Source organism: Paenibacillus sp. MAH-35, assembly GCF_058135425.1.
Genome location: NZ_JBYUPU010000035.1, coordinates 18,668 through 42,386 on the forward strand (window position 1 = coordinate 18,668; position 23,719 = coordinate 42,386).

Below are 23,719 nucleotides of genomic sequence, written 5' to 3' on the forward strand. Positions count from 1 at the left end.
AATATTCGCTTATCTTCATCTTCGTTGCAACATTTTATGCTGGTTAGTGCCAAATACAAAGTATTTTCGCTTTGGTAGACTGAAATAACATACTTGGGTATGATCGAGATGCGGCAGAGTCATTATAACAACAATGAGGTAGCTATAAGGGGGACTGCTTGCTATGATGATCGATGAAAGAGACCTGGCTTTGAAAGCGGTTAATCTGAATAGGGCCCCGAGTGAGGAGTATGCGGCGCCGTTTCGCAGATTCCAAGGGATTCCGGCAATCGAGAGAACGGGCAACGCCCGGTTGTGGGCTGCTTATTACAGCGGGGGAACCGCCGAAGGACCCGAAAATTACGTATTGGTTACGATAAGTGATGACGACGGTCGACACTGGTCTTCTCCGTTGCTGGTTATCGATCCGCCAGGAAGAGTTAGAGCATTCGACCCTTGCCTATGGCTCGATCCGTTAAATCGTTTATGGCTGTTTTGGGCGCAAAGCTACGGCTTATATGACGGAAGATGCGGCGTTTGGGCTTCCATTTGCTCCAATCCCGATGACGCCAGTCCACAATGGTCTGCGCCTAGACGAATTGCAAATGGGATCATGCTGAACAAACCGACCGTACTGTCCACCGGGGAATGGCTATTTCCGATTGCGGTCTGGGTGTTCAAAAACAGCAGCATACCGGATGAATGTTATTCCAACGTTTTCGTATCAACCGACCAGGGCGCGACTTTTAGTAAACGGGGGTTTGCAAACGTTCCGAATCGGCATTGTGACGAGCATATGATCGTGGAGAGAAAAGACGGTAGCTTGTGGATGCTCGTTCGGACGACGTACGGCATCGGCGAGAGCGTTTCGTTCGATAAGGGAATCACATGGAGTCCGGGGAAACCGACCCGACTCGGCGGTCCGAATTCGCGCTTTTTCATCCGGAGGCTTCGTTCGGGACGACTGCTTCTGGTTAATCATTACGGCTTCCGAGACCGCAGTCATCTGACCGCACAATTGTCCGACGACGACGGCGTCACATGGAATGATGGACTGCTTCTCGACGAACGCAGCAATGTGTCGTATCCAGATGGTATTGAGACGGCGGACGGTACCATCTATTTGATATACGATAGGGAACGCAATCGGAATATGGAAATATTAATGGCGGTTGTCACAGAGGAAGATATCATTGCCGGTTGCTGCATATCACCGAATGCCCGGTTAAAAGTACTCGTTGATAAGGCGGGATTGGAAAAAAGCGAGAAGCATGATAAGAATATGCTAATGCTACTGAAATACCGCAATATGCTGTTGGACAACAATTCCAACCATCAAAGCGCTGAGATGGACGACGATGCGAAAGCTAGTGTCCAACAAGCGATCCAATATATTGAAGAGCATCTGATGACGATTCGGGATTTAAAAGAAGTTTCAGACGCGTTGGGATACAGCTTGACGCATTTGTCGCGTTTGTTTACGAAAGAGCTGGGCATCGCTCTGCAAAATTATTACAATAAAAGGAAATGGAAAAAAACGTTAGATCTGCTGGAGGCAGATACATTAAGCATTACGCAAATAGCTAAGATCATGCAGTATGAATCGATCCATACGTTCAGCCGCGCCTTCAAAAATGCGATCGGCCTATCGCCGTCCCAGTACGTTCGCAAATATAAAGAAACTTGCGGTGCATCCGAGTTTATTATGCGTTCCAATCATTAACAGGCTCTCTCTAAATATTGCGGTTCGATCCCAGTGAAAGGCGGAAGATACTTCTCGCCTTTTTTGTGCTCGTGTCAGTTTTTTTGAACTCGGAAAGCCGGCATACGCAGGTGCTAACTTTTATGTTCGCTGCAGCCAAATACAACAAGTTACCACTTTTGCTAGACTAATTGTAGATAAAGCGCTTACGTTTTGAATTAAGAGGTGAGGCCAGCTTGTAAATGAAGATGCTCCAGGGGGATCACGGTTATGTCCAGGAAAGCTTTCAAAATGATGCGAGGAGATGCGGCAATGAGGAAGAAACTGACGACGATTGCTGGTATAATGCTGACCTTATCCATGTCTATGATTCTGGGGTCATGCGGCAATACTCCGAACAGCAGTGAGGTCACGTCGCAAGACAATAAGCTCGCCGCACATGAGCCGGTAACACTTACGTTTTTCAGCGGAACAGCCGGCACGATGAATGAGGAACAATTCACCAAGTATGTGCAGGAGCCTGTTCAGAAAAAATATCCGCACATTACACTGAAATTTGTACTTTCGGGAAAAGGAACGACAATCAACGATCTCGTAGCGAGCGGGGAAACTCCGGATCTCATTACGAACGGTCCCGCAAGCATATTTACGTACAGTGACCTCGCCCTGACGGGCGACATAACTCCGATCGCCAACAAACTAAACTTCGATTTTAACCGGATTGAGGACGCCCAACTGGATTTTATCCGCGCATACTCCAATAGAAACGGACTTTATTCCATGCCCTTTATGAACGGCACTATCGTTCTGTTTTATAACAAAGATATTTTCGATAAATTTGGCGTCGCTTATCCGAAAGATCTCATGACATGGGACCAGATTTATGATATTGCCAAAAAAATAGTGCGTACCGATGCCGGCGTGAAGTATAGGTCCATAGAATTTTTCGCCCTTAACGCCTACAACCAGTTAAGCGCTACCTATGTGAATCCGTCCACAAAGAAGGCATCTTTCAACACACAATCATGGAAAACACTGTTTGAAACGTTCGACAAGTTTTATAAAATACCGGGCAGCGAGTTTATTACGACGACTTATGCGGATAATGAAAAGGCTTTCTTGAAGGATCGCAATCTGGCGATGTTCGTGTCCGGATTCAATAACGTGTTCAATGGGATCTCCGCAAGCGAGGAAACGAAAAAAACGTTCAACTGGGATATGGTCACGCTGCCCGTATTCCCCGACCAACCTAAACTAGGCGCCACTCCGATCCCCAACCACATCATGATTACAAAAACGAGCAAGTACCAGGAAGACGCTTTCCGGGTTGTGGAAACGGTACTCTCCGATGAAGTGCAAGGCATGCTGTCCCGCGGAGGGATTATTCCTGTTCTGAAAAAGCAAAGCATCAAAGACGAATTCCTGAAGGAAGTCGATTTTGCCAAAGGCAAAAATACGGGCGCCGTCTTCAAGCTCGACCGTGCTCCTGCGAGAATTCCAAGCGAATACGACGGAGTAGTCCAAGGTATACTGAACAACTTGCCAAAAGATATTCATTCGGGTAAAAAGGACGTTAACACAGCATTGCGCGATGCCGATGATGCGGCAAACAAAGCGATTGAGGCCGAGAAGGCGAAGAGCAAATAAGAGGCTAATGTCCGTGAGGACTTGACGAAGCAGTAAATTCTGCAAATTTACTGGCACCTATTGATAAAAAGGAGCAACAAAACGATGACAGAAGAAAAAGACTTGTCGCTGCGCCCAGCGCCTGTGGCCCCGGTTAAAGATGACTCTTATTCATCCCGCCTGTTCCAAGGCATTCCGGGAATTGAATGCTCGAGGAGCGGAAGGCTGTGGGCTGCGTTCTACAGCGGCGGCGAAACGGAAGGGCCTGACAACTATGTAACGCTGGTAACGAGTGAAGACGGAGGAAAGAATTGGTCGGATCTGAAGTATGTAATCGATCCTCCCGGACAAGTCCGGGCATTCGACCCCTGCTTATGGCACGATCCGACTGGCCGGCTATGGCTGTTCTGGAGCCAAAGCTATACCCATTACGATGGCAGGGCCGGCGTCTTCGCTTCCATCTGCGACAATTCGGACAGCGCCAACCCGGTATGGTTGGAGTCGAGACGTATTGCGGATGGCATCATGATGAATAAGCCAACGGTTCTGGCCAATGGCGAATGGCTGCTGCCTATTGCGGTTTGGGAATTCAAGCAATCGCCGATCAACGACTTGCCCGAGGAACGCTATTCCAATGTATACCATTCCGCGGACCAGGGCAAGACGTTCCAAAAAATTGGCTTCGCCGACGTTCCCAACCGGGAATATGACGAGCATATGATCGTGGAGCGCAAGGACAACAGCTTATGGATGCTCGTACGGACTACGTACGGGATCGGAGCCAGCAGCTCGTATGACGGAGGCATAACGTGGACAAAGGGCATTCAATCTCCCCTTGGAGGCCCCGGATCGCGCTTCTTCATTAGAAGGCTGCAGTCCGGCAAACTGCTGCTTGTCAACCACTATATGTATAGACGCAGAAGTCATCTGACCGCAATGCTGTCCGAGGATGACGGCCTTAGCTGGTACGGGCATTTGTTGCTTGACGAGCGCGTGCAGGTAAGTTACCCGGATGGAGTGCAGGCGGAGGATGGCCGAATTTATATCATTTATGACTTCGAGCGAAAGGACAGCAAGGAAATATTGTTGGCCAGCGTGACGGAGGAAGACATTATAAACGGCAAGATCGTTTCCGACAAATCGTTTCTAAAGCAAATTGTGAATAAGGCCTAGCCGAGTTGAAATGAGGAGAGGATTTCAATGGATTCACAACAAAACGAAAAGATCAGCCGCAGAACGATGCTTGCTTCGCTCGGCGCTACAGGAGCTGCCGTCGTAGCCGGCGGGATGCTCCACTCGCTTAACGGAGAAACTACCGTCTCCGCCTCCGTGTACAGTGACTCGGGCAAAGGCCCTAAACATTGCTGCATTAGGCTGTTTGACGTTACGCAGTTCGCAACCGTTCACCTGGACAACGACATCACTTACCATCTGATCGGCTATCATCCCGGTTCCGGTTCGTCTGCCCCGCGGGGAGGGGGCTTGTTCCGCTGGAATCCGTCCAGACCGAAAGCCGACCATAACGGCGGCACCGTCTTCAGTCCGACTGTGCCCTACGGCTGGTCCGACGACGGTCTCGGTTATTTGATTGGAACCGGGGAAAGCGCCCCTTCGGGAACGGGTTGTTTTGAACGATTGGATGCGGTGCCGGTGTCCCCTGATATGTTCGGCGCGTACGGGAACTACGATCCGTTAACGAATACGGGCAACAACGATCATTACGCCTTGCAAGCCGCCATCGATACCGGTCTGACGGTCGAATTGCGAAGCGTTTACCGCAACCATCAAAAAGAACTGCTATTCGTAACACAAGGCCAGCTTATGCACGGATACAGCTCCGGCAAAGCATACGGAGCGGAACCTTGGCTGCATAAGCCGATTACGGGCATCGTCTGTACGGGCGAAGGACAGCGCTATCGCAAAACGCGCCGTTTGGCTCCCGAGACGGCGCTTGACCCAAATGACAATCCCATATCGACTGGCATCAATATTCAAGCGGATGCCGTACATTTGCGGGATTTTTCTTTATCGCTGTACTGCGACTTTACCGACACTTCGCCTTCCAATCGAGGCGCCGATTTCGACGTAGGGATCATGAACGGCTGCCGTCCCGAGGTCGTCCTGACTAACCTAAAAGTTATGGGCTACTGGAGAATAGCGTGCATCTATGTTGATGTGACGAGAGGCGCGACTACCGCCGAGTTCACAAGCCCCGATGGTGTTACATATCCGAGCGGAGACGCTATCAAGTGTGCCGACCAGATGAGCATTTACAAAGTGTTCTGCTGGGGCGGGGTGAAGGGACTGGCGATTTTCGGTGCGAAGATGAGCGCAAGTGGTACGTACTACGATGCGGAGACGAACACGGTGTTATCTACGCACGGCGGTCGTGGTGGCGGCGGAGCGTCGGATTTTCATGCGATCGACTGCACATTTTTCAGCTATGATCATCATGGCAAGCGGAGGTTCGCCGATCCGTTATCTCCGCTTAACTATGCGAACGAGAACATCGATACAATACCTTGCTGTGTTGCTATAGACGGTCGAAGAGGGAGCACTTCTCAAGGAAGGCTCCGCAAGAACAGGTTTACGAACTGCCGGTTTGCCACGGTCGAATTTGCAAGAGTCGTGATGGATCGTTCCTATGAGATTGTATTCGACAACTGCCACAGCGAACCGAAAGGCTCGAATGTTGTTTATAGCTCTACTGGAGCGGATATAACGGCAACTTATTCGGATCAGTCGACGCTCAATTATGGCCCGTATGCGGGAAAGTCCCCGAGCGGCGCATGGATCGGCACCGATCAGATCGCGATTATCCGCAGCAACGTCGCTCCCAACGCTACCCACTTTCCAGCTGCCATCACGCGCACGGAGATCGCTACGGTAAGCAACGGAAGAACGGTGCTGCAGTCGCTCGAGGTTCAATCGATCACAAGCGCTATGCCGATCGGAAGCGGTTCTTCGGCGAATGTCGGGCAGTTCAATATTAACGACGATGAAGTGCTGGTGCTGGACGTACCGACGAATACGTTTTCGGGCATGATGTTCATTAATTCCAATTTGTCCTCAGGTCCCAGCGCCGTGCTTGCGTTCAGAGCTGCATCATCCAATAGCTTCGTCACTCATATGGGCGGTGACACGGCTAACCTTAATCTCATCCATAACACGGTTCTCAGTGGAACGACAGGTTCGGACGGAAGCATCAATATCTCAACCACAAATGGCAAAATCTATATGGAGAACCGCAGGGGAAGTACGCGGAGCTACAAAATTCATTTATTTTACTAAATTTAATAAGCACGACGAAGTGAGACAAAATGATTGAGGCCAGACCAATCAAATTTTTTGATTTGATTGGTCTTTCTTTCATTATCGTTCGGCATTTCTTGGTGTTAACGATGCGGTGCATGGGGAACGCAAGGATCAGGTGGCAAATAAACTTTCATGATTGGTTTTCTTGCATTCTCGGACGATTTGTGGCTAGATTAATACAGTGGCATCAAGGTCTCTGAATTTTATTTTCAGGGGTCTATTTGAAGTGGGCTATAAATCGAGTTTATAGCTGATATCGAATATGTTCATTTTACTTATAGTGGACATATAGGGTATGGTACAGGAGTGGCACTTTATTCAATTTGTTGTTGGGAGCGATCAGAGTGGAAAGAGTGGTTGGAACGGTTGTTAGAGGGCTTCGTTGTCCCATTATTAATAAAGGGGACTGCATTGAAGATATCGTAGTAGACAGCGTATTGAAGGCCGCGTCCGTAGAAGGCTTCACCATCAGGGATAAAGATATTGTAACCGTTACCGAGTCGATAGTTGCGCGCGCGCAAGGCAACTACGCGACGATTGATCATATTGCAGCCGATGTGTTTGCCAAATTTGGCCATGACGCCACGATTGGCGTGATTTTCCCGATTTTGAGCCGCAACCGGTTCTCGATTGTGCTGCGCGGTCTCGCGAAACGCGTCAAAAAAATCGTGCTGATGCTCAGCTATCCATCCGATGAGGTGGGCAACCAGCTGGTGGATATAGATCTGCTGGATGAGAAAGGGATTAACCCTTGGACGGACGTATTGACCGAAGCGCAGTTCCGTGAAGCTTTCGGCTACAATAAGCACCGCTTCACAGGCGTCGATTACATCACGTACTACAAATCGCTGATCGAGGATGTGGGCGCGGAATGCGAAGTCATTTTCTCCAACCATCCGAAGACGATTCTGGAGTACACGAAGGACGTTCTGACTTGCGATATTCATTCACGATTCCGGACGAAGCGCATTCTGAAGGCAAACGGCGGACAGAAGGTGTACAGCCTCGATGAGATCTTGTCTTCCCCGGTTGACGGAAGCGGTTATAACGAATCGTACGGCCTGTTGGGCTCCAACAAATCGACGGAGGAAAGTGTGAAATTGTTCCCGCGCGATTGCCAGCCGGTCGTGGACCGGATTCAGCAGACGCTTCGCGAGAAGACGGGCAATCAGGTCGAAGTGATGATCTACGGGGACGGGGCTTTTAAAGATCCGGTCGGTAAAATATGGGAATTGGCCGATCCTGTAGTATCCCCTGCCTATACGGCCGGTCTGAACGGGACGCCGAACGAAGTGAAGCTGAAATATTTGGCGGACAACAACTTTGCCGGTCTGCGCGGCGAGGAATTGAAGCAGGCGATCTCCGAGTTCATTACGAACAAGGAAGCGGATCTGGTCGGCGCCATGGAATCGCAAGGCACGACCCCGCGGCAGTTAACCGATCTGATCGGTTCGTTATCCGACCTCACCTCGGGCAGCGGAGACAAAGGGACGCCGATTGTGTACATTCAAGGCTACTTCGATAATTACACGAAATAAGATGCAGGAAAAAGCGGCAGCCCGGAACTTCTCACGAAGGTTCGGGACTGCCGCTTCTTGTATACACCTGATCCGATACCGGCCGCGGGTTACCCGATATAGACGACGGCCCCGTCCCGCTCCAACGCTTTGGGCAGCTCGGTCTGCAGCAGCTCGATCCGGCTCGCCAGCTTGGCGATCCGTTCTTCTCCGGGCTGATTCGAAGCCCATTCTTTCAGCCGGGACAGTTCATCCAGCACTGCCGGCAAGTCTTCCTTCGTGATGTCGATGCCGGTGGAGAAGAGGGGGACCCACTGGAGGCCCAGTTGTTCTGCAACAGGCTCCCAGTATTCGGCAAAGAAAGCTTCCGCCGCAACGGGAATATGGAATTGCCGTTCAAAGCTGTTGACGGGATCAGGTACAAATGCACTAATGGACATTACGGTTTCCCTCCAAATATAACGTTAAAGGTATAATCCGGAAATTCGTGTCTCAGCTGGTTCAGGCTGTTTTCGACAGCGCATTGCAGCTCCGGGGTATTGCCGTCCAGCCGGAATACGAAGCTGCGGATCGACTTGATCTGTTCCAGACTGGGTACTTCGGGCGATCCGTTGGTCGTCGGCCGGGTCGCGGCGGCTTGGGCCAGGTTTTGAATACGCGTCCGCGTTTTTCCGAGAATTTGCTTGTCGGCAAATTGCTGCGGCGTCTGCGCGGGTTGACCCGTCCGCGGGTTAAGGCGATCCAGCCCTTTGGCTGTTTTGTCTTCGTAGAAAACTCCTTTTTCTACGTCGATTTCGTCAAATTCGCCGAGCGGACTTCCCCGATGGTCGACTATTTCGACTTCGTTATAGGTTTTCCCTGTCGGGGGCACTCCATCGTCATTGTCTTCGTCCGTTTTATCCTTTGGCTTGGCATCCTCATCCGGCTTGCGCGGCTCGTTCGGCTTCTCCGGATGTTTGCCGGTGATCCGGCCGCCGGTTGACGGAGGCTTCTCCGGAACGTCCACTTTCGGCTTCCGGGTACCGATCTTGTCGAAGAGCTTGCGCACATAGGCGCGTCCTTTCTGACCCAGCCAGCCGAGCGCTCTGCCGAAAGGAATTCGGCTGAGCACGATGCCTGTCGCGATAGCGAGCACATTGTCCGGAGTCAGCATCTTCCGCGGGTCGCGGATATAACTGGCGATCTGGTGCCCGCTGCCGGCAATTCCCGCCACCGTCATCGCGATGCCGAGCGCCGGCCAGAACCCGACGAACAGCAGGGACAACGCTAGCGCGCCAAGGACGATTCCGGCCTGCTCATACCATTCGAGCCGATCCCACCAATTTTGCAGCGAATCGAACATACAGGCGAAGCAGGCCGTGTCGCCGCCGGCGGCATAAGTCCCCAAACCTGCGAACAGTCCGGCGGCGAGGAGGATCATCGCGACTGTGGTCAGCGCCTGGTAGAACACTTTCGTCCGCTCCCGCACGTGTTCCTGTATGCCGGCAGCTTCTTCATTCCCGTACAGCAGGTTGAAGCCGAGCTCCCTCCGCCCCCGGTAAAACTCCAGCCCGTACACGAACTTCCCCCGGTCCCGCAAGAGGGAGGAGCCGATGTTCCACAGCTCGGTGAACGGGTTGAGGAACCGCTCTCCCGGCAGCGACGGCAGACGACTGCGCACCTTGTTCAACAGCGCATAGTCGGCGATCAGTGCCATAGCCAGCATCATAAGGAATACGGGCTGAGTCGTGTACCCGTCGCCAGTCCATTCATGCAGGGCGAACACCCAGTCCGGCAGCTTATATTGGCCGTTATAGGCCGCATGATTCAGGATCGCCCACAGCAGGAGGAGCGCCGGGAGCAGCCACACCCACCTCGTCAGCCGGGGCCGCAGCCGGCAGGCGATCCCGCAGCCGAGCGCGATCAGGGCGGTATGTACGGGATGACCGACGGTCATTAACGAGGGCGCCAAACTTTCCTCGAAGTACCCGGGAAACAGGGTGAAGAAGTCCCAATGGATCGTTTCACCGCCAAGCAGCGTATAGCTGTAGCCGTATTTGTCCGACAAGGCGCCGGAATTCAGCCAGCGGCGGGTGAGTTCCTCCATCAGTTGAAATCCGGTGCCGGTTGCGCCGCCGATCAGCGCATAGTCGGTTAAGCTCAACGCGGAAGCGCGGCGGGAGAACAATAGAAACAAGCCCAAAGGGAGGAGCTTCCACAATTCCTCGAAAATCGGCGTAACCACAGCTACAGACCAGGTAGCCGACGTTTTGCCGCCGAAAATCGCATGGATCGTCGTAAGCGTCAGCGTATTCAGCGGCACGACTACGAACACACCGGCGAGCACGAACCATACCGTGTGCTTCCACGGCAGCGTTTTGCTCCGGCATAAAAACCAAAATTGCAGCAGCACATAAAACGACCATAAATACTGAACGACCATCGTACGCGATTCTTTCATGAAAAACAAGCTGGCGACGAAGGCGAGCAGCGAAAACCACATCCAAACCGCGTAAGCCGTCCGGATCAACGGATATTTCGAAATCCATGTTTGGCAAACCCGGTACATCGATTCAAGCCGATCTCGGATTCCGGTGCGAACGTGCCAGATCGTATTCATGTCGGTCTCCTTTTGCAGCTGGATACGGCGGGTTCAGGCATCCCGCCTGCAGCGTGATAGGTGGGTTCGCTTCCTATCATAACGATTGCCGCAAATCGCCAGGAAGTGGCAAAAGGGCCAAGATCATAGTCATATAGACTAATTTAACGAGGCGGGATTACCGAATCCAGGGTAGGACAAGGAGCATCGCGGTGGCGCTGAGACACTGACTTCATGAAAGTTTTCAACATTGTAATCAAAATCACAGGACAGGAGGCGGGAAATTAGGTAAACTAGAAATATACCCATACATGTATGAGTAAATGAAAAAAGCGGAGGGAGTTCCCTATGAAGAAAAAGATCCTTATCGTCGGAGGAGTAGCGGGAGGTGCGTCAGCGGCAGCCAGACTAAGGAGACTGGATGAGCATGCGGATATTATATTGTTCGAGCGGGACGGATACATTTCATTCGCCAACTGCGGGTTGCCTTATTATATCGGGGAGACGATTCAAGAGCGGTCCAAGCTGATGGTCCAAACACCCGAAGGGATGAAGGCCCGGTTCAACCTGGACATCCGGACCCACAGCGAAGTGATCCGGGTCGATCCGGAGCGGAAGCGGGTAGAGGTCCGCAGCACGGATAAGGGAATCTACGAGGAGTCGTACGATTTCCTGATCTTATCACCGGGCGCCAAGCCGATGAAGCCTCCGATACCGGGAATGGAGAGCGGGCTTATTTATACGCTCAGGAACATTCCGGATACGGACCGGATCAAGGCGCATGTCGATCAGCAGAACGTGAAAAGCGCGATTGTAGTCGGAGGCGGCTTTATCGGCGTGGAGATGGCTGAGAACTTGCGGCAGAGGGGACTGGAGGTTGCCTTGGTGGAAGCCGCTCCCCATGTGCTTGCTCCGTTCGATACGGAGATGGTCGCCTTCGCCGAGAAGGAGCTGGAGGATCACGGCGTGCTGCTGTACCTCGGCGACGGGGTGAAGGAATTCCGGGAGCACGATCAAGGGATCGAAGTGTTGCTGGACAGCGGAACGGCTCTATCGGCCGATATGGTCATTCTGGCGATCGGCGTCACTCCAGATACGGGCTTCCTGAAAGATTCGGGTATCGGGCTCGGACCGCGCGGCCATATCCAAGTAAACGGGCATATGCAGACGAATAAAGAAGGCGTCTATGCGGTAGGAGACGCGGTGGAGGTGAATGATTACGTCAACAGCAACGTGACGGCGATACCGCTGGCCGGACCTGCGAACAAGCAGGGCCGGATCGCCGCGGATCACATCTGCGGTCTGGAATCGGCGTACAAGGGGACGCAGGGCACCGCGATTATTAAAATATTCGGCCTGACCGGCGCCAGTACCGGCAACAACGAGAGGGCGCTGCAGCGTCTGGGAATTCCGTACCACGTGCTGTACGTGCACCCGAATTCGCATGCCGCCTATTATCCCGGCGCCGCTCCGATCGCGATCAAGCTGCTGTTTAATGGACAGGGCAAGCTGCTGGGCGCGCAAGCGTTCGGCTCGGAGGGCGTGGATAAACGGATGGACGTAATCTCCACGGTACAACGCTTGGGCGGAACGGTGTACGACTTGGCCGAATTGGAGCTGTCTTACGCTCCGCCGTTCTCGTCGGCTAAAGACCCGGTTAATATGGCGGGATACTTGGCAGGGAACATCCTGGACGGGCTGGCCGAGGTAGTTACGTATAAGGATGTGGACCAAAGAACGGAAGGCGAGCAGATCGTTCTCGACGTCAGAACGAAAGCCGAATACGACAAAGGGCATATTGAAGGGGCTGTCCATATTCCGGTTGACGAGCTGCGCAGCCGGATGCACGAATTAGATAAGGATCAAGAGATTTACGCCTATTGCGCCGTCGGCGTGAGGGGACATGTCGCTTCCCGAATATTGACCCAGCACGGATATCGGGTCAAAAACGTAACCGGCGGCTACAGAACGTATGCGATGTCCCAGTATGCGGCGGGGCAGCGGGGGCGTTAATCGCGGCAGCATTCGGGAAGGATTCACTCACAACCCGGACAGGACAAAGCCCGAACCGGGCGTAAAACGAAACGAATCTCCGGCCCGCCAATCAGAGGCGAGCGGAGGTTCGTTTTATTTTCCTCAACAGTCTTACACGCGGATGACGGTAAGCTTTTGCTCTGCAGGCGTTCGGGGCCGGGCGGCCGGAATGTCCTCGGGATAGCCGACCTGGAGCAGTCCGATCAGCTTCTCTCCCGACTGGAGGCCGATGCTGGCCCGGAATTCGGGTCTGAACGTATAAGGGTCGGTCAGCCATTTGACGCCGACTCCTTGCTCCCAGGCGGCGAGCTGAAAGTTCTGCACGAACGTCGCTGCGGCAAGCGTATCTTCCTCCAGCACGATCGGGCGTTCCTCTTCGCGAATCGCGATGACCAAGTACGCCGGAACCTGCATAAGCGCGACGGGATCTTTCGGCTTGCGGGCATTTTCGTTAATCGCTTGAAGGAGCCGGTGTCTGCCTTCTCCCAGAAACAGAATGAACCGCCAAGGCTCGCGAAGCCCGTGATTGGGCGCCCAGCTTGCCGTATCGAGCAAATGCAGCAGCAGTTCTTCCGGAACCGGGTCCGTCTTGAACCGTTTGATCGTCCGGCGTTCCCGGATCGCGGCAGCTACCGGACCGGATGTCGTCGTCGTTTCCATCTGTAATCTCCTCCCCGATGCTTCGTCTGCTTTGTTATTTGCCAAGATGCTGTTTGATCGCTTCCAGTCCGGCCATCTGACCGAGGAAGAACGTGTCGCCGACCAGCGTGTCGACCGAATAGACGTGATTGTTTTTGACCGCCTTCATGTTTTTCCAGACCGGATTATCCGTCCAGATGTTGATCAGCTCCTGGGGTTTGTCCGGATTCATTTGCCTGCGGTTTTCCGCGATAAAGATATGGTCGGGAGCGAACTCGGTCAGCGCCTCGATGCCGATCCGGCCGCCGATGCTTCCCTCCTGAGGCAAGCCCGGGACCGGCGTCAGACCAACATCCTGATAGTAGATCGGGAAGTTGGCGGGATGAATGACGGTGAAGTCTTTGCCGTTGGAGATGAGGAACAGCACCTTTTCGTCCTTATGCTTGGCCGCTACGGCTTTTGCCTCTTCCTTCAGCTTGTTGAACGAAGCGATCACTTCCTCGGCTTTTTGCTCCTTCCCGACGAGCTCCGCAAACTTTCGCAGTCTGGACGGCGCGTCTAGAGAGAAGTCGATGACTACGCTGTCCGCCATCTTGTTGAATTCGTCGAACCGGTCTACCTTATTCGTGCTGGTGCTGCTCATCACGATCAGGTCGGGCTCCATCTCCAGCAGCGTCTCCAGATTCGTCTTGCCGCCGAGATCGACTACTTTTTTACCTTCCGCGTACTTGCCGAAGATGGGCGAGCGATCCTTCGTGCTGAACCCTTCCGAGACGATCGGCGCGATATCCAGGACGAGCAAATAGTCAGTCGCCATAATGTCGACGCTGGCGATTTTGGCCGGCGGCTGCTTCAGCGTCAGCTGCCCCTTCAGGTGCTGGATCGTGCGGGGAAACGCGGACTGCTGGGTTCCGGCTGCCGGTGTCTGCGAAGCTGCAGTCGTGCCGCCGGCGCCCGCTTCGGGAGCGGCGGCTCCGCCGCTGCCGCAGGCGGCAAGGGCGAGGGAGGCGGACAAAAGGCAGGCGATACTCAGGTTTCGTTTCAAGGATAGTTTCATGTTCGGATTCTCCATAACAAGTTTAATGGGGTGAAATAGTTTATACTTTCGCACGGAATAACAAGTAGATGAAGTACGGGCCTCCGAGCAGGGAAATGACGACGCCTGCGGGCACCTCGGTCGTTTCCATAAAACTGCGGCCGATCGTATCGCCGGCCAGGACGAGCAGCGCGCCGACTCCCGCCGTGATCGGCAGCATATACTGATGCTGCGGTCCGACGAGCCGCCGTGCGATATGAGGGCCGAGCAGGCCGACGAAGCCGATGCCGCCGCCGATCGCCACACTTGCGGCCGCGAGGCCGACAGCCGCTGCGAGCAGCCCGAGGCGTTCCCGATGGATCGTCAGGCCGAGGCTTGCCGATATTTCCTCATTCATTTTCAGCACGTTGAGTACCCTGGACTTCCAATAAACGAACGGCAGCAGCACGATAATCCAGGGAAGCAGGGCAAGGACGTATTTCCAGTTCGAGCCCCATAACGAGCCCATCTGCCAGGTGACGACAAATTCCAGATTGCGCGGGTTCAGCTGGAGCGTCAAAATAATGCTGACCGAGCTTAGTCCCGCACCGACGGCGATACCGGTGAGCAGCAAGCGTGTCGGCGAGATGCCTTGACCTTTTTTGTACGCGATCAGGTAGATCAGAACGGCGGTCAAGCCTGCCCCGACCAGCGCCAGAATCGGCATCATAAAAGGCGGAGCCACGCTGTTGGACGGATAGTAAGAGACGAACAGCAGCACGGCGAGTCCGGCACCGGAGCTGATGCCGAGGATGCCGGGATCGGACAACCCGTTGCGGGAGATGCCCTGCAGGACGGCCCCCGATACGGCGAGCCCCGCGCCCATCAGTACCGCGATAATCATCCGGGGTAGACGGAGGTCGTACAGCACGATATTTTGCTTTTTGGTGCCGTTGCCGAGCAGCGTCTGCAGCACCTCAACCGGCGGAATGCTGTAACGCCCGACGTTCAGGCTGACGATGAAGCCGATCACGAGCAGAGCGGCGAACACAACGATCAGCCGGACGCTGCGTTTCTTGCGGTCGGTGGTGGACGACAGCAGAGTGTTCATCTACAGCTCCCTCCTTTCCTTGCGAGCCAAGTACAGGAAGAAGGGAACGCCCATAACGGCAATAACCGCTCCGAGCGGAGTCTCGTACGGAGCGGCCAGCAGCTTGGCGGCAATATCCGCGAAGATGACGAGCACGCCTCCGACCACCGCAGAGCAAGGGATGATCCAGCGGTAGTCCACCCCTACGAGAAACCGCACCATATGAGGCACCATCAGGCCGATAAAGCCGACCCCGCCGACCGTCGATACGGACGCGCCGGCCAGCACCATGACAGCGACGGTGCCGAGTGCCTTCACCAGCCGCGTACGCTGGCCGAGCCCCGCGGCTACGTCTTCGCCCAAGCTGAGCAGCGTAATCGAGCGGGAGATCAGCATCGACACGAGCAGCCCGCCGATGATCCACGGCATCATGACCGACACCTGGAACCATTCGGCCGTCGATATGCCGCCTGCGGACCAGAACGCCAGGTCGTAGTTGATCTGGAACAGCAGCGACAGAGCCTGGCTGATGCCGGTCACGAGCGATCCGACGACGACCCCGGCCAGCACGAGCTTCAGCGGAGATAGGCCGCCTTTGGACATAAAGGCGATTCCATACACGAGCAGAGCACCAAGCCCAGCCCCGATAAAGGAAAACAAGATGATATACTCGAACGGCAGCCATGGAATGAAAGCGAATACGAGCACAAGTGCAAATCCTGCCCCGGCATTAATCCCAAGCAGACCGGTATCGGCAATCGGATTGCGGGTCATCCCTTGCATGATGGCGCCCGCGACGGCGAACGCCGCTCCTACCAGCGCGCCGGCCAAGGCGCGGGGCAGGCGAAGCTCACGGATGATCGTATGCTGGTCGTTGCCCGGATCGTAATCGATCAAGGCGCGCCACACCGTCTCGTAAGAGATATTGGCGACGCCGGTCACGATCGAGGAGCCGATGCCGATCGCGATGGCGGCCAGACCGATTGCGATAATAAGCGTAGCCGCCCAAGGACGGGTCCGAAGCGGAGGCTTATTAGTCGGCTGAATCGTTGCGTTCGTCATAGATGCCGGATGCCTCCGTCGTTTGCGCGGAATGAATAACGGTCCATTTGTGCTGCGCGGGCGAAGGCGTCGGGGCGTCCGGCACCGCATCGGGATAACCGATCTGCAGCAGTCCGGCCAGCCTCTCGCCGGGGCTGACGCCGCACTCCGCGAGAAATTCCGGCCGATACGCGAACGGCTTCATCACCCAGGTCACCCCGAGCCCGCGTTCCCAGGCGGCCAGCCTGAAGTTCTGGATCAAGGAGCAAGCTGCGGCGTAATCCTGATCCGACTGGAGCGGCTTCTCCCCGTCAGACGGCCCGGTCACGACCATCAAATACGCCGGTACGCTCATCAACTTCTCCGGATCGCGCTTCTTGACGCCGTTGCGCACAATCGCTTCGGTTATCGTCCGTTTCCCGTCTCCCATGAACAAGAGAAACCGCCACGGCTCGCGCTGCCCCGGGCTTGGCGTCCAGACGGCCACGTTCAGCAGCTCGCCGATCAGCTCCTCGGACACCGGAGCCGGTTGGAATTCCCGGGTCGGTCTCCACGCCCGGATCGTATCGGCTGTTTGAAAAGCGGATGTAGTCATATCATGTCCCCTTTAACACGCAATGGTATTGATAATCATTATCGATAAAGATCATGCAGAAACAGCGCCCTATTAAAAATGGCAAATCCTAAATATATGGATGCACATTCCTATCGTCCCGCATGCTCCGGAGAGAAGTAGAGCAGCGCCTGCTCGATCGACCGTTCATGGCCGATGGCGGAGTAATGCAGCCAAGGATAGACGGAGGCATGGTGCACCCGTCCGGAGATCGGAACGTGACGGTCTGTCCGGCCCGCGGGATCTCCGAAGAGCAGGATATGATCCGCTTTAAACTCGTTTAATTCCGTTAAGCTTTGTATATCGGCGAATACGAATTGGTCGGTCCCGGTCGGCGCGTTCAGCTTAAGGTCGTCATACAGCAGACGTCCGATTTTGCGGCGGCTTTTGCCGTATACCCGGATATTGCGGTCGTACATCAGCGCAGCCAGCACCGTCTGCTCGCCGAGCTGCTGATGGATGCGCTCGCGCACGGCGTCCGCTTTTCGCTCGTAATAATAGAGCCAATATTCCGCCACTTCATTCACGTCCAGGATAGCGGCCAATTCCCGCAGATGTTCGCGCCAGGAGTAAGGTTTGAACTGAATCGTCTTCAGCGGCGCGATATCGGCCAGCTTGTCGGATAACGGGCCTGCCTTGTCCGTGCCGATAATCAGCTCGGGCTTCTCTTTGAGCAGCCGGTTCAGCTCGAGGCCGACCGTATCGTGCTGCCGGTACGGATTTTTCTGCTCGTCCCGGTTCCAGAACGGGATCAGCTTCTCTCTAGGTACGCCCAGCGCCAGCAGGTTGTCATAGAGCGGAGGGCTCGTGACGGCGATTTTCCGTCTGAGCAGCTGATGATACCGGTAAGGCGGAATGCCTACCGCCTTTTTGAATATACGGCTGAAGTAGTATACATCCGGGTAGCCGATCTCGCTCGCCACCTCGCGTATATTGGCTTCTTCCCGAACCAGCAGCTGGCGCGCTTTCTCCATCCGCTTCCGGGTTATATATTGCAGCGGAGTTAACGACGTATATTGTTTAAACCGTTTATAAAATACAGCCGGCGTCACGCCGGAATGACGGGCCATCCGCTCGACCTGAAATTCCTCTTCGCTGTGCAGGTCCATATGATGAACCATGTCCTGCAGCATCGAATCGAGACCCGGTTCTTCTGCGGCCATTCCTTTGCGGATCGTCTCCCACAGTTCCAGCCAGCCGATCTGCAGCGCAACTGAGGAGCCCGGGCTATTAGCCATCCACAATCGGTGCAAATGCTCAAACTTGTGCCGGATAAGAGGCATCGGCTGAACGCGGACGATCCCCTGCACGGCAGGCGAAGCGTCCTCGATGCTCCAACGGCTGCACTCTCTGGCCACATGGGCGGCGGCGAAGCGTATATAATAAGCCGAAGTCGGCTCCGTTACAGGGGTGACCGAAAATTGTCCCACGCCTGATGGCAGGACCGCGATCTCGCCTTCATTTAACAGGCCGTCGAAGGAAGGGGAGCGAAACAACGCCCGTCCCTCCAAAACGTAGAGCATATGATGCGAGCCGTCGCCAGGCTGCACCCAGCTCCCCGTTAGGGATAGCAGACGCATATCTTCGATATCTACAACTTGTGCCGGGTTGCGAGTTGGATTCATAAACCGATCAACTCCTATTTTCATAGTGCGATTGAGAATGATTTTCATTTACAATTGTAGTACACCGTCTTGTCGGGCGCAACCATTCTTGTTGATCTTGAACGGCGGCTGCGTAGCTCAAAATCGGCCGGAGCGCGAAATGTATCCGAAGGGATAATAGGTGGGATCCTTTTGATTTGTTAAAATGGGATAAACAACCAGCGGGTGTTTGTCCTGACGCGGATAAGAAGGAGAGAAACGGATCGGTATGAAAACGGAAATCGATATCGTGAAAGTAATGGAACAGTTAGGCTTGGAGCCGTCTGTCCTCGAACAAATTCGCAAGTCATTGTCTCAGCAGAAGGACGAGAGTGCCCGGCCGAACCGGACCCGTCCAAGCGGACTGCCGGAAGGGAACGGGACGGACGTCTGCGAGGATGCCGGGTGACGGGAAGGTAAGCGGAATCGTTGCGTCGCAGGCCATGTACATATCCGAGAATTGCTTTCATGGGCCGTTATCAAGCAACAGAGTAATAGTACCGTCAGCAAAGCTCCTCTTCCATTCCGGGATGGGAGCTTTTGTCGTTCTATATAAGCTGAACTAAATAAACTCCATGGTTAAGCTGAATGTAGTGGGGAAAGAAATTAGCTTGAAAGCTAAGAGTTTTCGTCAGAAAACTGGCATCGGAAGGATAAGCTTGGAGTGTCAACAATCCGAAGGCCAATCCAATCCGAGACACTCCAAACAAGATGTCTGAAGCTTCAAGCAATTTTTTTCGGAACGGAATGGACGTCATTTTTCATTAGTTCAACTTATATCGTCGTAGTCAACCCAAATATTTTTCCGGTTCGGATTTCGGGATTTCGTTCCTGACACACAGTTGTCAACAACGAAACGTTATGATGATTACAGATTCGAATTAACCATACTTGGAACGAGGAAAGGAACGGTACAATTCCAATGAACAAAACGAAAGCAAAAAACAATCTGAGCGTGATCATCGCAGGGCTCCTGCTCGCCATCCTGATGGCCTCGATGGACAACACGATCGTAGCGACGGCGATGGGGACGATCGTTGGGGAGATCGGAGGTCTCGACAAATTCGTCTGGGCTACTTCCGCTTATATGATTGCGGAGATGGCGGGCATGCCGATCTTCGGGAAACTATCCGATATGTACGGGCGCAAACGGTTTTTCGTATTCGGGATTATCGTCTTTATGATCGGCTCCGCTTTATGCGGAATGGCGGAATCGATCGTGCAGCTCAGCCTCTATAGAGCGGTTCAAGGAATCGGCGCCGGCGCGATGGTTTCGATTGCGTTCACGATTATGTTCGACGTCGTGGCGCCCGAGCACCGCGGCAAGATGACCGGCATGTTCGGTGCTTTGTTCGGCTTGTCCAGCATTGCGGCTCCGCTGCTTGGTGGCTACATCACCGACTCCCTTCATTGGGGATGGATTTTTTACATCAATTTGCCGCTCGGTTTGATCGCCTTCGTTTTCATCGCGTTTTTCTACAAAGAGTCTAAAGAGCATTCCAAGCAAAAGATCGATTTCATGGGGGCCTTTCTGCTGGTAGGTGCGATTGTGTGTCTCATGTTCGCGATCGAATTGGGAGGCAAAGTATACGCATGGGGGTCGCCGCAAATAGGGGGCTTGTTCGCGGGATTTGTGGTTCTCGCCGTACTGCTCGTCGTTGTTGAGAAAAGAGCCGCAGAACCGATCCTATCGTTCCGGATGTTCCGCAGCCGTCTCTATACGACGAGCAACCTGGTCGCGATGCTTAGCGGAGCTTCGTTTATGACCGCTTCGATGTTCATCCCGATTTATATTCAGGGTGTGCTGGGTGGCACGGCGACGAACGCGGGGCTTGTCCTGCTTCCGATGATGGTCGGCTCGGTAGTGACGGCGACGGTAGGCGGATTTCTCATGTCCAAATTGCCGTACCGGACGATCCTGATTCCGACGCTCGTGATTCTGGTCGGCGGGATTGCGCTGCTGGCTGCGATGTCGGCGGAATCGCCGCGGTTCCTGATGACGATATATATGATTCTGGTGGGACTCGGCATCGGAGCGTCCTTCTCGGTGCTCAGCAGCGCCGCGATCCATACGTTCCCGGCCGCACAGCGGGGAGCCGCCACGTCGACGCTGAACTTCAACCGTTCGCTCGGCATGACGCTCGGCATTACGATTTTCGGCATCATCCAAAGCCATTCGCTCACGGACAAACTGACGAGCGCATTCGGGGGCGGCGACGCGGCGAATATGCCGGCAGGTATCAACTTCGGCGATCCGTATGTGCTGCTGAATCCCGCAATTCGCCAGACGATGGACCAGAAGGCGCTCAGCCTGATCACCGAAGGACTGTCTTCCTCGATCGCTTCGACGTTCGCCTGGACGTTGATCCCTGCCGTGCTCGCGGTGGCCGCGGCGTTTATCATGAGCCGGGAGAAGCTCGATCCGTCCTCGCAGGCGGACGAATACGCCGCTTCGCATTAAGACCCGATCCTGACATACAGCTGTCGGGGAAAATCAGGTATGATGAATGTACTATTCTCCGAAGCTGGAGGTTCGCTGAATGAAACTGGAACGGCTGATGGCCATCACCATCTTATTACTGAACCGTAAACGGGTGCAGGCGCAGGAGCTTGCCGAGCGGCTGGAAGTATCGCTGCGCACGATATACCGCGACCTGGAGTCGCTCAGCCTCGCGGGCATTCCGATCGTGTCCTATACGGGAACGGAAGGCGGCTATGAAATTATGGAGAGCTTTCGCCTGGATCGTCAAATGTTGTCGCTCGATGAGCTGATCGTGTTATGCACCGCCCTGCGGGGTCTCCAGTCGACGCAGGCGCCGACCCCCGCCAATATGGACCGGCTGCTCGATAAGGTCGGCGCGCTGGTGTCGCAAGCGGAGCAGGACCGGTTCGCGGACGGCGACCAGATTCTGATCGATCTGACCCCCTGGAGAAATAACGGGGCGGAACGGACCAAGTACGAATCGCTGCAAAAAGCCGTCCAAGACAAAAAGCTGATCCGCTTCGCCTACACCGACGGGAAAGGGGAAGAGACCGAGCGCCTCATCGAGCCGATGGGGCTCGCGCTCAAAAACTACGCCTGGTATCTACACGGTTATTGTTTAAGCCGCGAGGATTACCGGATCTTCAAGCTGTCCCGCATCCGGACGTTGGAGGTTCAGCCGGAATCGTTCGAGCGCCGGGCGATGACGCTGTCGATGCTGAACGAGCGGTGGACGGCGCCCCGGACCGAGCGTACGGTCGATCTTGTTCTGCGGTTTACGGGAGAATCCAAAGTACATGCATCGGACTATTTCGACGAGAAAGAAATAGAAAAGCAGCCGGACGGATCGCTCCTGGTCCGGACTGCCCTGCCTGACGAAAAGTGGATGATCGGGTTCCTGCTCCGGTTCCGTACCGAAGTGCTTATACTGGAGCCTGCCCATCTGGCCGCAGCCGTACGCCGCACGGCGCTCGAAATAGCGGCTTTATATCCATCCTCCTAGCAAACGTCTTTAATCTTGTAGCCTTTTACAACCGAAGCAATCACTTGAACGGCAACGACGATCCCGATCAGAGAAAGCAAGCTCTCCTTAGCCCGATTCCAAATGGAGCTCGCCAACTCGTAAGCTTCGCTGCCGATCGGCGCCAACCCGCTGCCCGCCAGTTGTTCCAAGAAGCCGGGATTCCAGATCGCCGTGTCGGAGAACATCGCCAAGGCAAGCACAAAATGAAGCAGATGAATCACGATATCGGCGGCGATCAGCTTGGTGGTCCATCTGCCGAAGATGATCTTGGCGCAATCCAGCAGCACGCTCCCGGCGACCAAAGCCCAGATGAACGGAAGAAACGTACGGAATACTTCTTCATTGAAGAAAGGCACCACGATCGACGAGTCGCCGCCCGGAAACCTCCAGACGCCGAGCAGTCCGATAGAAAAGGTGAACAACACCGTGAACAGGATCGTAAAGATGATGCTGGCTATCGGATCGGCGCGGCTGATCCGGGTCCGGGAATCGGGCAGGGGAGGCAGCTCGGAAGGTTTCCAGGCCGCGTCTTCTTTGATTCCCAGCTTCTCCTTGCGGACACCGGCATAGTCGATAAAGCCGAAGACCACCGTGACCCAGGTGAAGCCCTGAAAGCACGCATTAATGAAAGAAACCAGATTGCCGACAAAATGGTCGAGCACGTTGGCCGGGTCCATAAACGTCTCGATGCCGAATACGGCGGTCATGGCGATTCCGATTGCGAACAGAACGATTTTGAGAATCGACATATAGGTCGGGAACAGTGCCGGGCTAATCAGATACTGCTTATATCCCCGGTACTGGTCGGCCAGCTTGCGCGGATGACCCAGCTCGAGGAGGACTTCCTCCACATCCTTCACCGTCGGCTCCCCGTCCTGGACACGCTCCCCCAGCATATCCTCGATTAATCCGTGAAGCTCCTTCTCGATATCCGCTCTCTGCGCCTCAGGCAGCTTGTGCGTTACTGCATAGATGTATCTTTTAACCAATTCCATCGTTGTTTCCTCCTCCGCCAATCAAGCTTTCGATACTGACGCTCAGGTTTTTCCATTCCAGACAAAGCTGTTTGTACACTTCTTTCCCGGCGGGACTGAGCACATAATATTTCCGGGGGCGGGCTTCATTCGTGTCCCAGCTGCTCTCAAGTAGTTGCTGCTTCTCGAGTCGGCGCAAGAGCGGGTACAGGGTGCCCGGGTCGACGTTAATCCCGTTCTCCTCCAGCACGGTAACCAGCGAATAGCCGTACTGCGGTTCGGACAATAAACTGAGCACGCCGATAATAATCGTTCCTCGCCGAAGCTCTTGGGTTAATCCGTTAATCGTCTCCGTAAGTTCCTTCATTGGTATCAGCTCCTGTTGTTATCATACTGTACGACACACACTATTGTAAATAGTATAATATCATCTATTTCATAATATTA

Annotated in this window: 19 protein-coding genes; 9 read left to right on the top strand and 10 right to left on the bottom strand. The window is 54.3% G+C overall.

Annotated features, from left to right (window positions below):
* The first annotated feature begins 163 nt into the window (after positions 1 to 163).
* The 5 genes from AC3Y2E_RS26480 (at position 164) to AC3Y2E_RS26500 (ending at position 8,160) form a co-directional block, all read left to right on the top strand.
* Positions 164 to 1,702: an exo-alpha-sialidase gene (locus tag AC3Y2E_RS26480; protein WP_379215788.1), complete on the top strand. Its 1,539-nt coding sequence runs from the start codon at positions 164 to 166 to the stop codon at positions 1,700 to 1,702.
* A gap of 291 nt (positions 1,703 to 1,993) precedes the next feature.
* Positions 1,994 to 3,328 carry an ABC transporter substrate-binding protein gene (locus AC3Y2E_RS26485; protein WP_379215790.1) on the top strand — a complete coding sequence of 445 codons (1,335 nt, stop codon included), beginning with the start codon at positions 1,994 to 1,996 and terminating at the stop codon, positions 3,326 to 3,328.
* An 84-nt stretch (positions 3,329 to 3,412) separates the two neighbouring features.
* Positions 3,413 to 4,480 (top strand): sialidase family protein, encoded by a 1,068-nt coding sequence (locus AC3Y2E_RS26490; protein WP_379215792.1) that lies wholly within the window; start codon positions 3,413 to 3,415, stop codon positions 4,478 to 4,480.
* A gap of 27 nt (positions 4,481 to 4,507) precedes the next feature.
* Complete coding sequence (locus AC3Y2E_RS26495) at positions 4,508 to 6,598, top strand: putative phage tail protein (protein ID WP_379215795.1); 2,091 nt, start codon at positions 4,508 to 4,510, stop codon at positions 6,596 to 6,598.
* 368 nt (positions 6,599 to 6,966) lie between these two features.
* Positions 6,967 to 8,160 (top strand): coenzyme F420-0:L-glutamate ligase, encoded by a 1,194-nt coding sequence (locus AC3Y2E_RS26500; protein WP_379215797.1) that lies wholly within the window; start codon positions 6,967 to 6,969, stop codon positions 8,158 to 8,160.
* Positions 8,161 to 8,249: 89 nt separating this feature from the next.
* Here the strand turns inward: AC3Y2E_RS26500 and AC3Y2E_RS26505 are convergent, their stop codons facing one another.
* Both AC3Y2E_RS26505 and AC3Y2E_RS26510 read right to left on the bottom strand, forming a co-directional pair.
* The gene (locus AC3Y2E_RS26505; protein ID WP_379215799.1) at positions 8,250 to 8,579 is read right to left on the bottom strand and encodes a hypothetical protein; all 330 of its coding nucleotides are present in this window, start codon (positions 8,577 to 8,579) and stop codon (positions 8,250 to 8,252) included.
* Positions 8,579 to 10,738 carry a PrsW family glutamic-type intramembrane protease gene (locus tag AC3Y2E_RS26510; protein WP_379215801.1) on the bottom strand — a complete coding sequence of 720 codons (2,160 nt, stop codon included), beginning with the start codon at positions 10,736 to 10,738 and terminating at the stop codon, positions 8,579 to 8,581. Before AC3Y2E_RS26510 ends, AC3Y2E_RS26505 begins: the two co-directional genes overlap by 1 nt.
* A gap of 327 nt (positions 10,739 to 11,065) precedes the next feature.
* Between AC3Y2E_RS26510 and AC3Y2E_RS26515 the strand changes: the two genes are divergently transcribed.
* A complete protein-coding gene (locus tag AC3Y2E_RS26515) occupies positions 11,066 to 12,730 on the top strand; it encodes an FAD-dependent oxidoreductase (RefSeq protein WP_379215803.1) in 1,665 nt (554 codons plus the stop codon).
* 132 nt (positions 12,731 to 12,862) lie between these two features.
* On the opposite strand, the gene AC3Y2E_RS26520 is transcribed toward AC3Y2E_RS26515, so the two are convergent.
* The 6 genes from AC3Y2E_RS26520 to AC3Y2E_RS26545 all read right to left on the bottom strand — a co-directional run bounded on the left by AC3Y2E_RS26520 (position 12,863) and on the right by AC3Y2E_RS26545 (position 18,774).
* The gene (locus AC3Y2E_RS26520) at positions 12,863 to 13,411 is read right to left on the bottom strand and encodes a nitroreductase family protein (RefSeq protein ID WP_379215805.1); all 549 of its coding nucleotides are present in this window, start codon (positions 13,409 to 13,411) and stop codon (positions 12,863 to 12,865) included.
* Positions 13,412 to 13,445: 34 nt separating this feature from the next.
* Positions 13,446 to 14,447 (bottom strand): ABC transporter substrate-binding protein, encoded by a 1,002-nt coding sequence (locus AC3Y2E_RS26525; protein WP_379215808.1) that lies wholly within the window; start codon positions 14,445 to 14,447, stop codon positions 13,446 to 13,448.
* A 40-nt stretch (positions 14,448 to 14,487) separates the two neighbouring features.
* Positions 14,488 to 15,516, bottom strand: a complete 1,029-nt coding sequence (locus AC3Y2E_RS26530; RefSeq protein WP_379215811.1) for a FecCD family ABC transporter permease — start codon at positions 15,514 to 15,516, stop codon at positions 14,488 to 14,490.
* Complete coding sequence (locus AC3Y2E_RS26535) at positions 15,517 to 16,557, bottom strand: FecCD family ABC transporter permease (protein WP_379215813.1); 1,041 nt, start codon at positions 16,555 to 16,557, stop codon at positions 15,517 to 15,519. It abuts the gene before it with no gap.
* Positions 16,529 to 17,131, bottom strand: a complete 603-nt coding sequence (locus AC3Y2E_RS26540; protein WP_379215815.1) for a nitroreductase family protein — start codon at positions 17,129 to 17,131, stop codon at positions 16,529 to 16,531. The genes AC3Y2E_RS26535 and AC3Y2E_RS26540 overlap by 29 nt, the downstream gene beginning before the upstream one ends.
* 110 nt (positions 17,132 to 17,241) lie before the next feature.
* Positions 17,242 to 18,774, bottom strand: coding sequence for a helix-turn-helix domain-containing protein (locus AC3Y2E_RS26545; protein ID WP_379215817.1), 1,533 nt, complete (start codon positions 18,772 to 18,774; stop codon positions 17,242 to 17,244).
* Positions 18,775 to 19,021: 247 nt separating this feature from the next.
* Here AC3Y2E_RS26545 and AC3Y2E_RS26550 point away from each other — a divergent pair, with 247 nt between their 5' ends.
* The 3 genes from AC3Y2E_RS26550 to AC3Y2E_RS26560 all read left to right on the top strand — a co-directional run bounded on the left by AC3Y2E_RS26550 (position 19,022) and on the right by AC3Y2E_RS26560 (position 22,277).
* A complete protein-coding gene (locus tag AC3Y2E_RS26550; protein WP_379215819.1) occupies positions 19,022 to 19,201 on the top strand; it encodes a hypothetical protein in 180 nt (59 codons plus the stop codon).
* A 513-nt stretch (positions 19,202 to 19,714) separates the two neighbouring features.
* A complete protein-coding gene (locus tag AC3Y2E_RS26555) occupies positions 19,715 to 21,253 on the top strand; it encodes an MDR family MFS transporter (protein WP_379215821.1) in 1,539 nt (512 codons plus the stop codon).
* 79 nt (positions 21,254 to 21,332) lie between these two features.
* Positions 21,333 to 22,277 carry a helix-turn-helix transcriptional regulator gene (locus AC3Y2E_RS26560; RefSeq protein ID WP_379215823.1) on the top strand — a complete coding sequence of 315 codons (945 nt, stop codon included), beginning with the start codon at positions 21,333 to 21,335 and terminating at the stop codon, positions 22,275 to 22,277.
* Here the strand turns inward: AC3Y2E_RS26560 and AC3Y2E_RS26565 are convergent.
* The gene (locus AC3Y2E_RS26565) at positions 22,274 to 23,293 is read right to left on the bottom strand and encodes an HAAS signaling domain-containing protein (protein ID WP_379215826.1); all 1,020 of its coding nucleotides are present in this window, start codon (positions 23,291 to 23,293) and stop codon (positions 22,274 to 22,276) included. The genes AC3Y2E_RS26560 and AC3Y2E_RS26565 overlap by 4 nt on opposite strands.
* Positions 23,280 to 23,639: a PadR family transcriptional regulator gene (locus AC3Y2E_RS26570; RefSeq protein WP_379215828.1), complete on the bottom strand. Its 360-nt coding sequence runs from the start codon at positions 23,637 to 23,639 to the stop codon at positions 23,280 to 23,282. The genes AC3Y2E_RS26565 and AC3Y2E_RS26570 overlap by 14 nt, the downstream gene beginning before the upstream one ends.
* Positions 23,640 to 23,719: the final 80 nt, after the last annotated feature.

Bases quoted from the DNA above. Each gene is read 5' to 3' on its own strand.
- AC3Y2E_RS26535 (WP_379215813.1), bottom strand. From the start codon at position 16,557: ATGACGAACGCAACGATTCAGCCGACTAATAAGCCTCCGCTTCGGACC.
- AC3Y2E_RS26520 (WP_379215805.1), bottom strand. From the start codon at position 13,411: ATGGAAACGACGACGACATCCGGTCCGGTAGCTGCCGCGATCCGGGAA.
- AC3Y2E_RS26495 (WP_379215795.1), top strand. From the start codon at position 4,508: ATGGATTCACAACAAAACGAAAAGATCAGCCGCAGAACGATGCTTGCT.
- AC3Y2E_RS26490 (WP_379215792.1), top strand. From the start codon at position 3,413: ATGACAGAAGAAAAAGACTTGTCGCTGCGCCCAGCGCCTGTGGCCCCG.
- AC3Y2E_RS26545 (WP_379215817.1), bottom strand. From the start codon at position 18,774: ATGAATCCAACTCGCAACCCGGCACAAGTTGTAGATATCGAAGATATG.
- AC3Y2E_RS26485 (WP_379215790.1), top strand. From the start codon at position 1,994: ATGAGGAAGAAACTGACGACGATTGCTGGTATAATGCTGACCTTATCC.
- AC3Y2E_RS26570 (WP_379215828.1), bottom strand. From the start codon at position 23,639: ATGAAGGAACTTACGGAGACGATTAACGGATTAACCCAAGAGCTTCGG.
- AC3Y2E_RS26540 (WP_379215815.1), bottom strand. From the start codon at position 17,131: ATGACTACATCCGCTTTTCAAACAGCCGATACGATCCGGGCGTGGAGA.
- AC3Y2E_RS26530 (WP_379215811.1), bottom strand. From the start codon at position 15,516: ATGAACACTCTGCTGTCGTCCACCACCGACCGCAAGAAACGCAGCGTC.
- AC3Y2E_RS26560 (WP_379215823.1), top strand. From the start codon at position 21,333: ATGAAACTGGAACGGCTGATGGCCATCACCATCTTATTACTGAACCGT.
- AC3Y2E_RS26565 (WP_379215826.1), bottom strand. From the start codon at position 23,293: ATGGAATTGGTTAAAAGATACATCTATGCAGTAACGCACAAGCTGCCT.
- AC3Y2E_RS26550 (WP_379215819.1), top strand. From the start codon at position 19,022: ATGAAAACGGAAATCGATATCGTGAAAGTAATGGAACAGTTAGGCTTG.
- AC3Y2E_RS26555 (WP_379215821.1), top strand. From the start codon at position 19,715: ATGAACAAAACGAAAGCAAAAAACAATCTGAGCGTGATCATCGCAGGG.
- AC3Y2E_RS26480 (WP_379215788.1), top strand. From the start codon at position 164: ATGATGATCGATGAAAGAGACCTGGCTTTGAAAGCGGTTAATCTGAAT.
- AC3Y2E_RS26515 (WP_379215803.1), top strand. From the start codon at position 11,066: ATGAAGAAAAAGATCCTTATCGTCGGAGGAGTAGCGGGAGGTGCGTCA.
- AC3Y2E_RS26505 (WP_379215799.1), bottom strand. From the start codon at position 8,579: ATGTCCATTAGTGCATTTGTACCTGATCCCGTCAACAGCTTTGAACGG.
- AC3Y2E_RS26510 (WP_379215801.1), bottom strand. From the start codon at position 10,738: ATGAATACGATCTGGCACGTTCGCACCGGAATCCGAGATCGGCTTGAA.
- AC3Y2E_RS26525 (WP_379215808.1), bottom strand. From the start codon at position 14,447: ATGAAACTATCCTTGAAACGAAACCTGAGTATCGCCTGCCTTTTGTCC.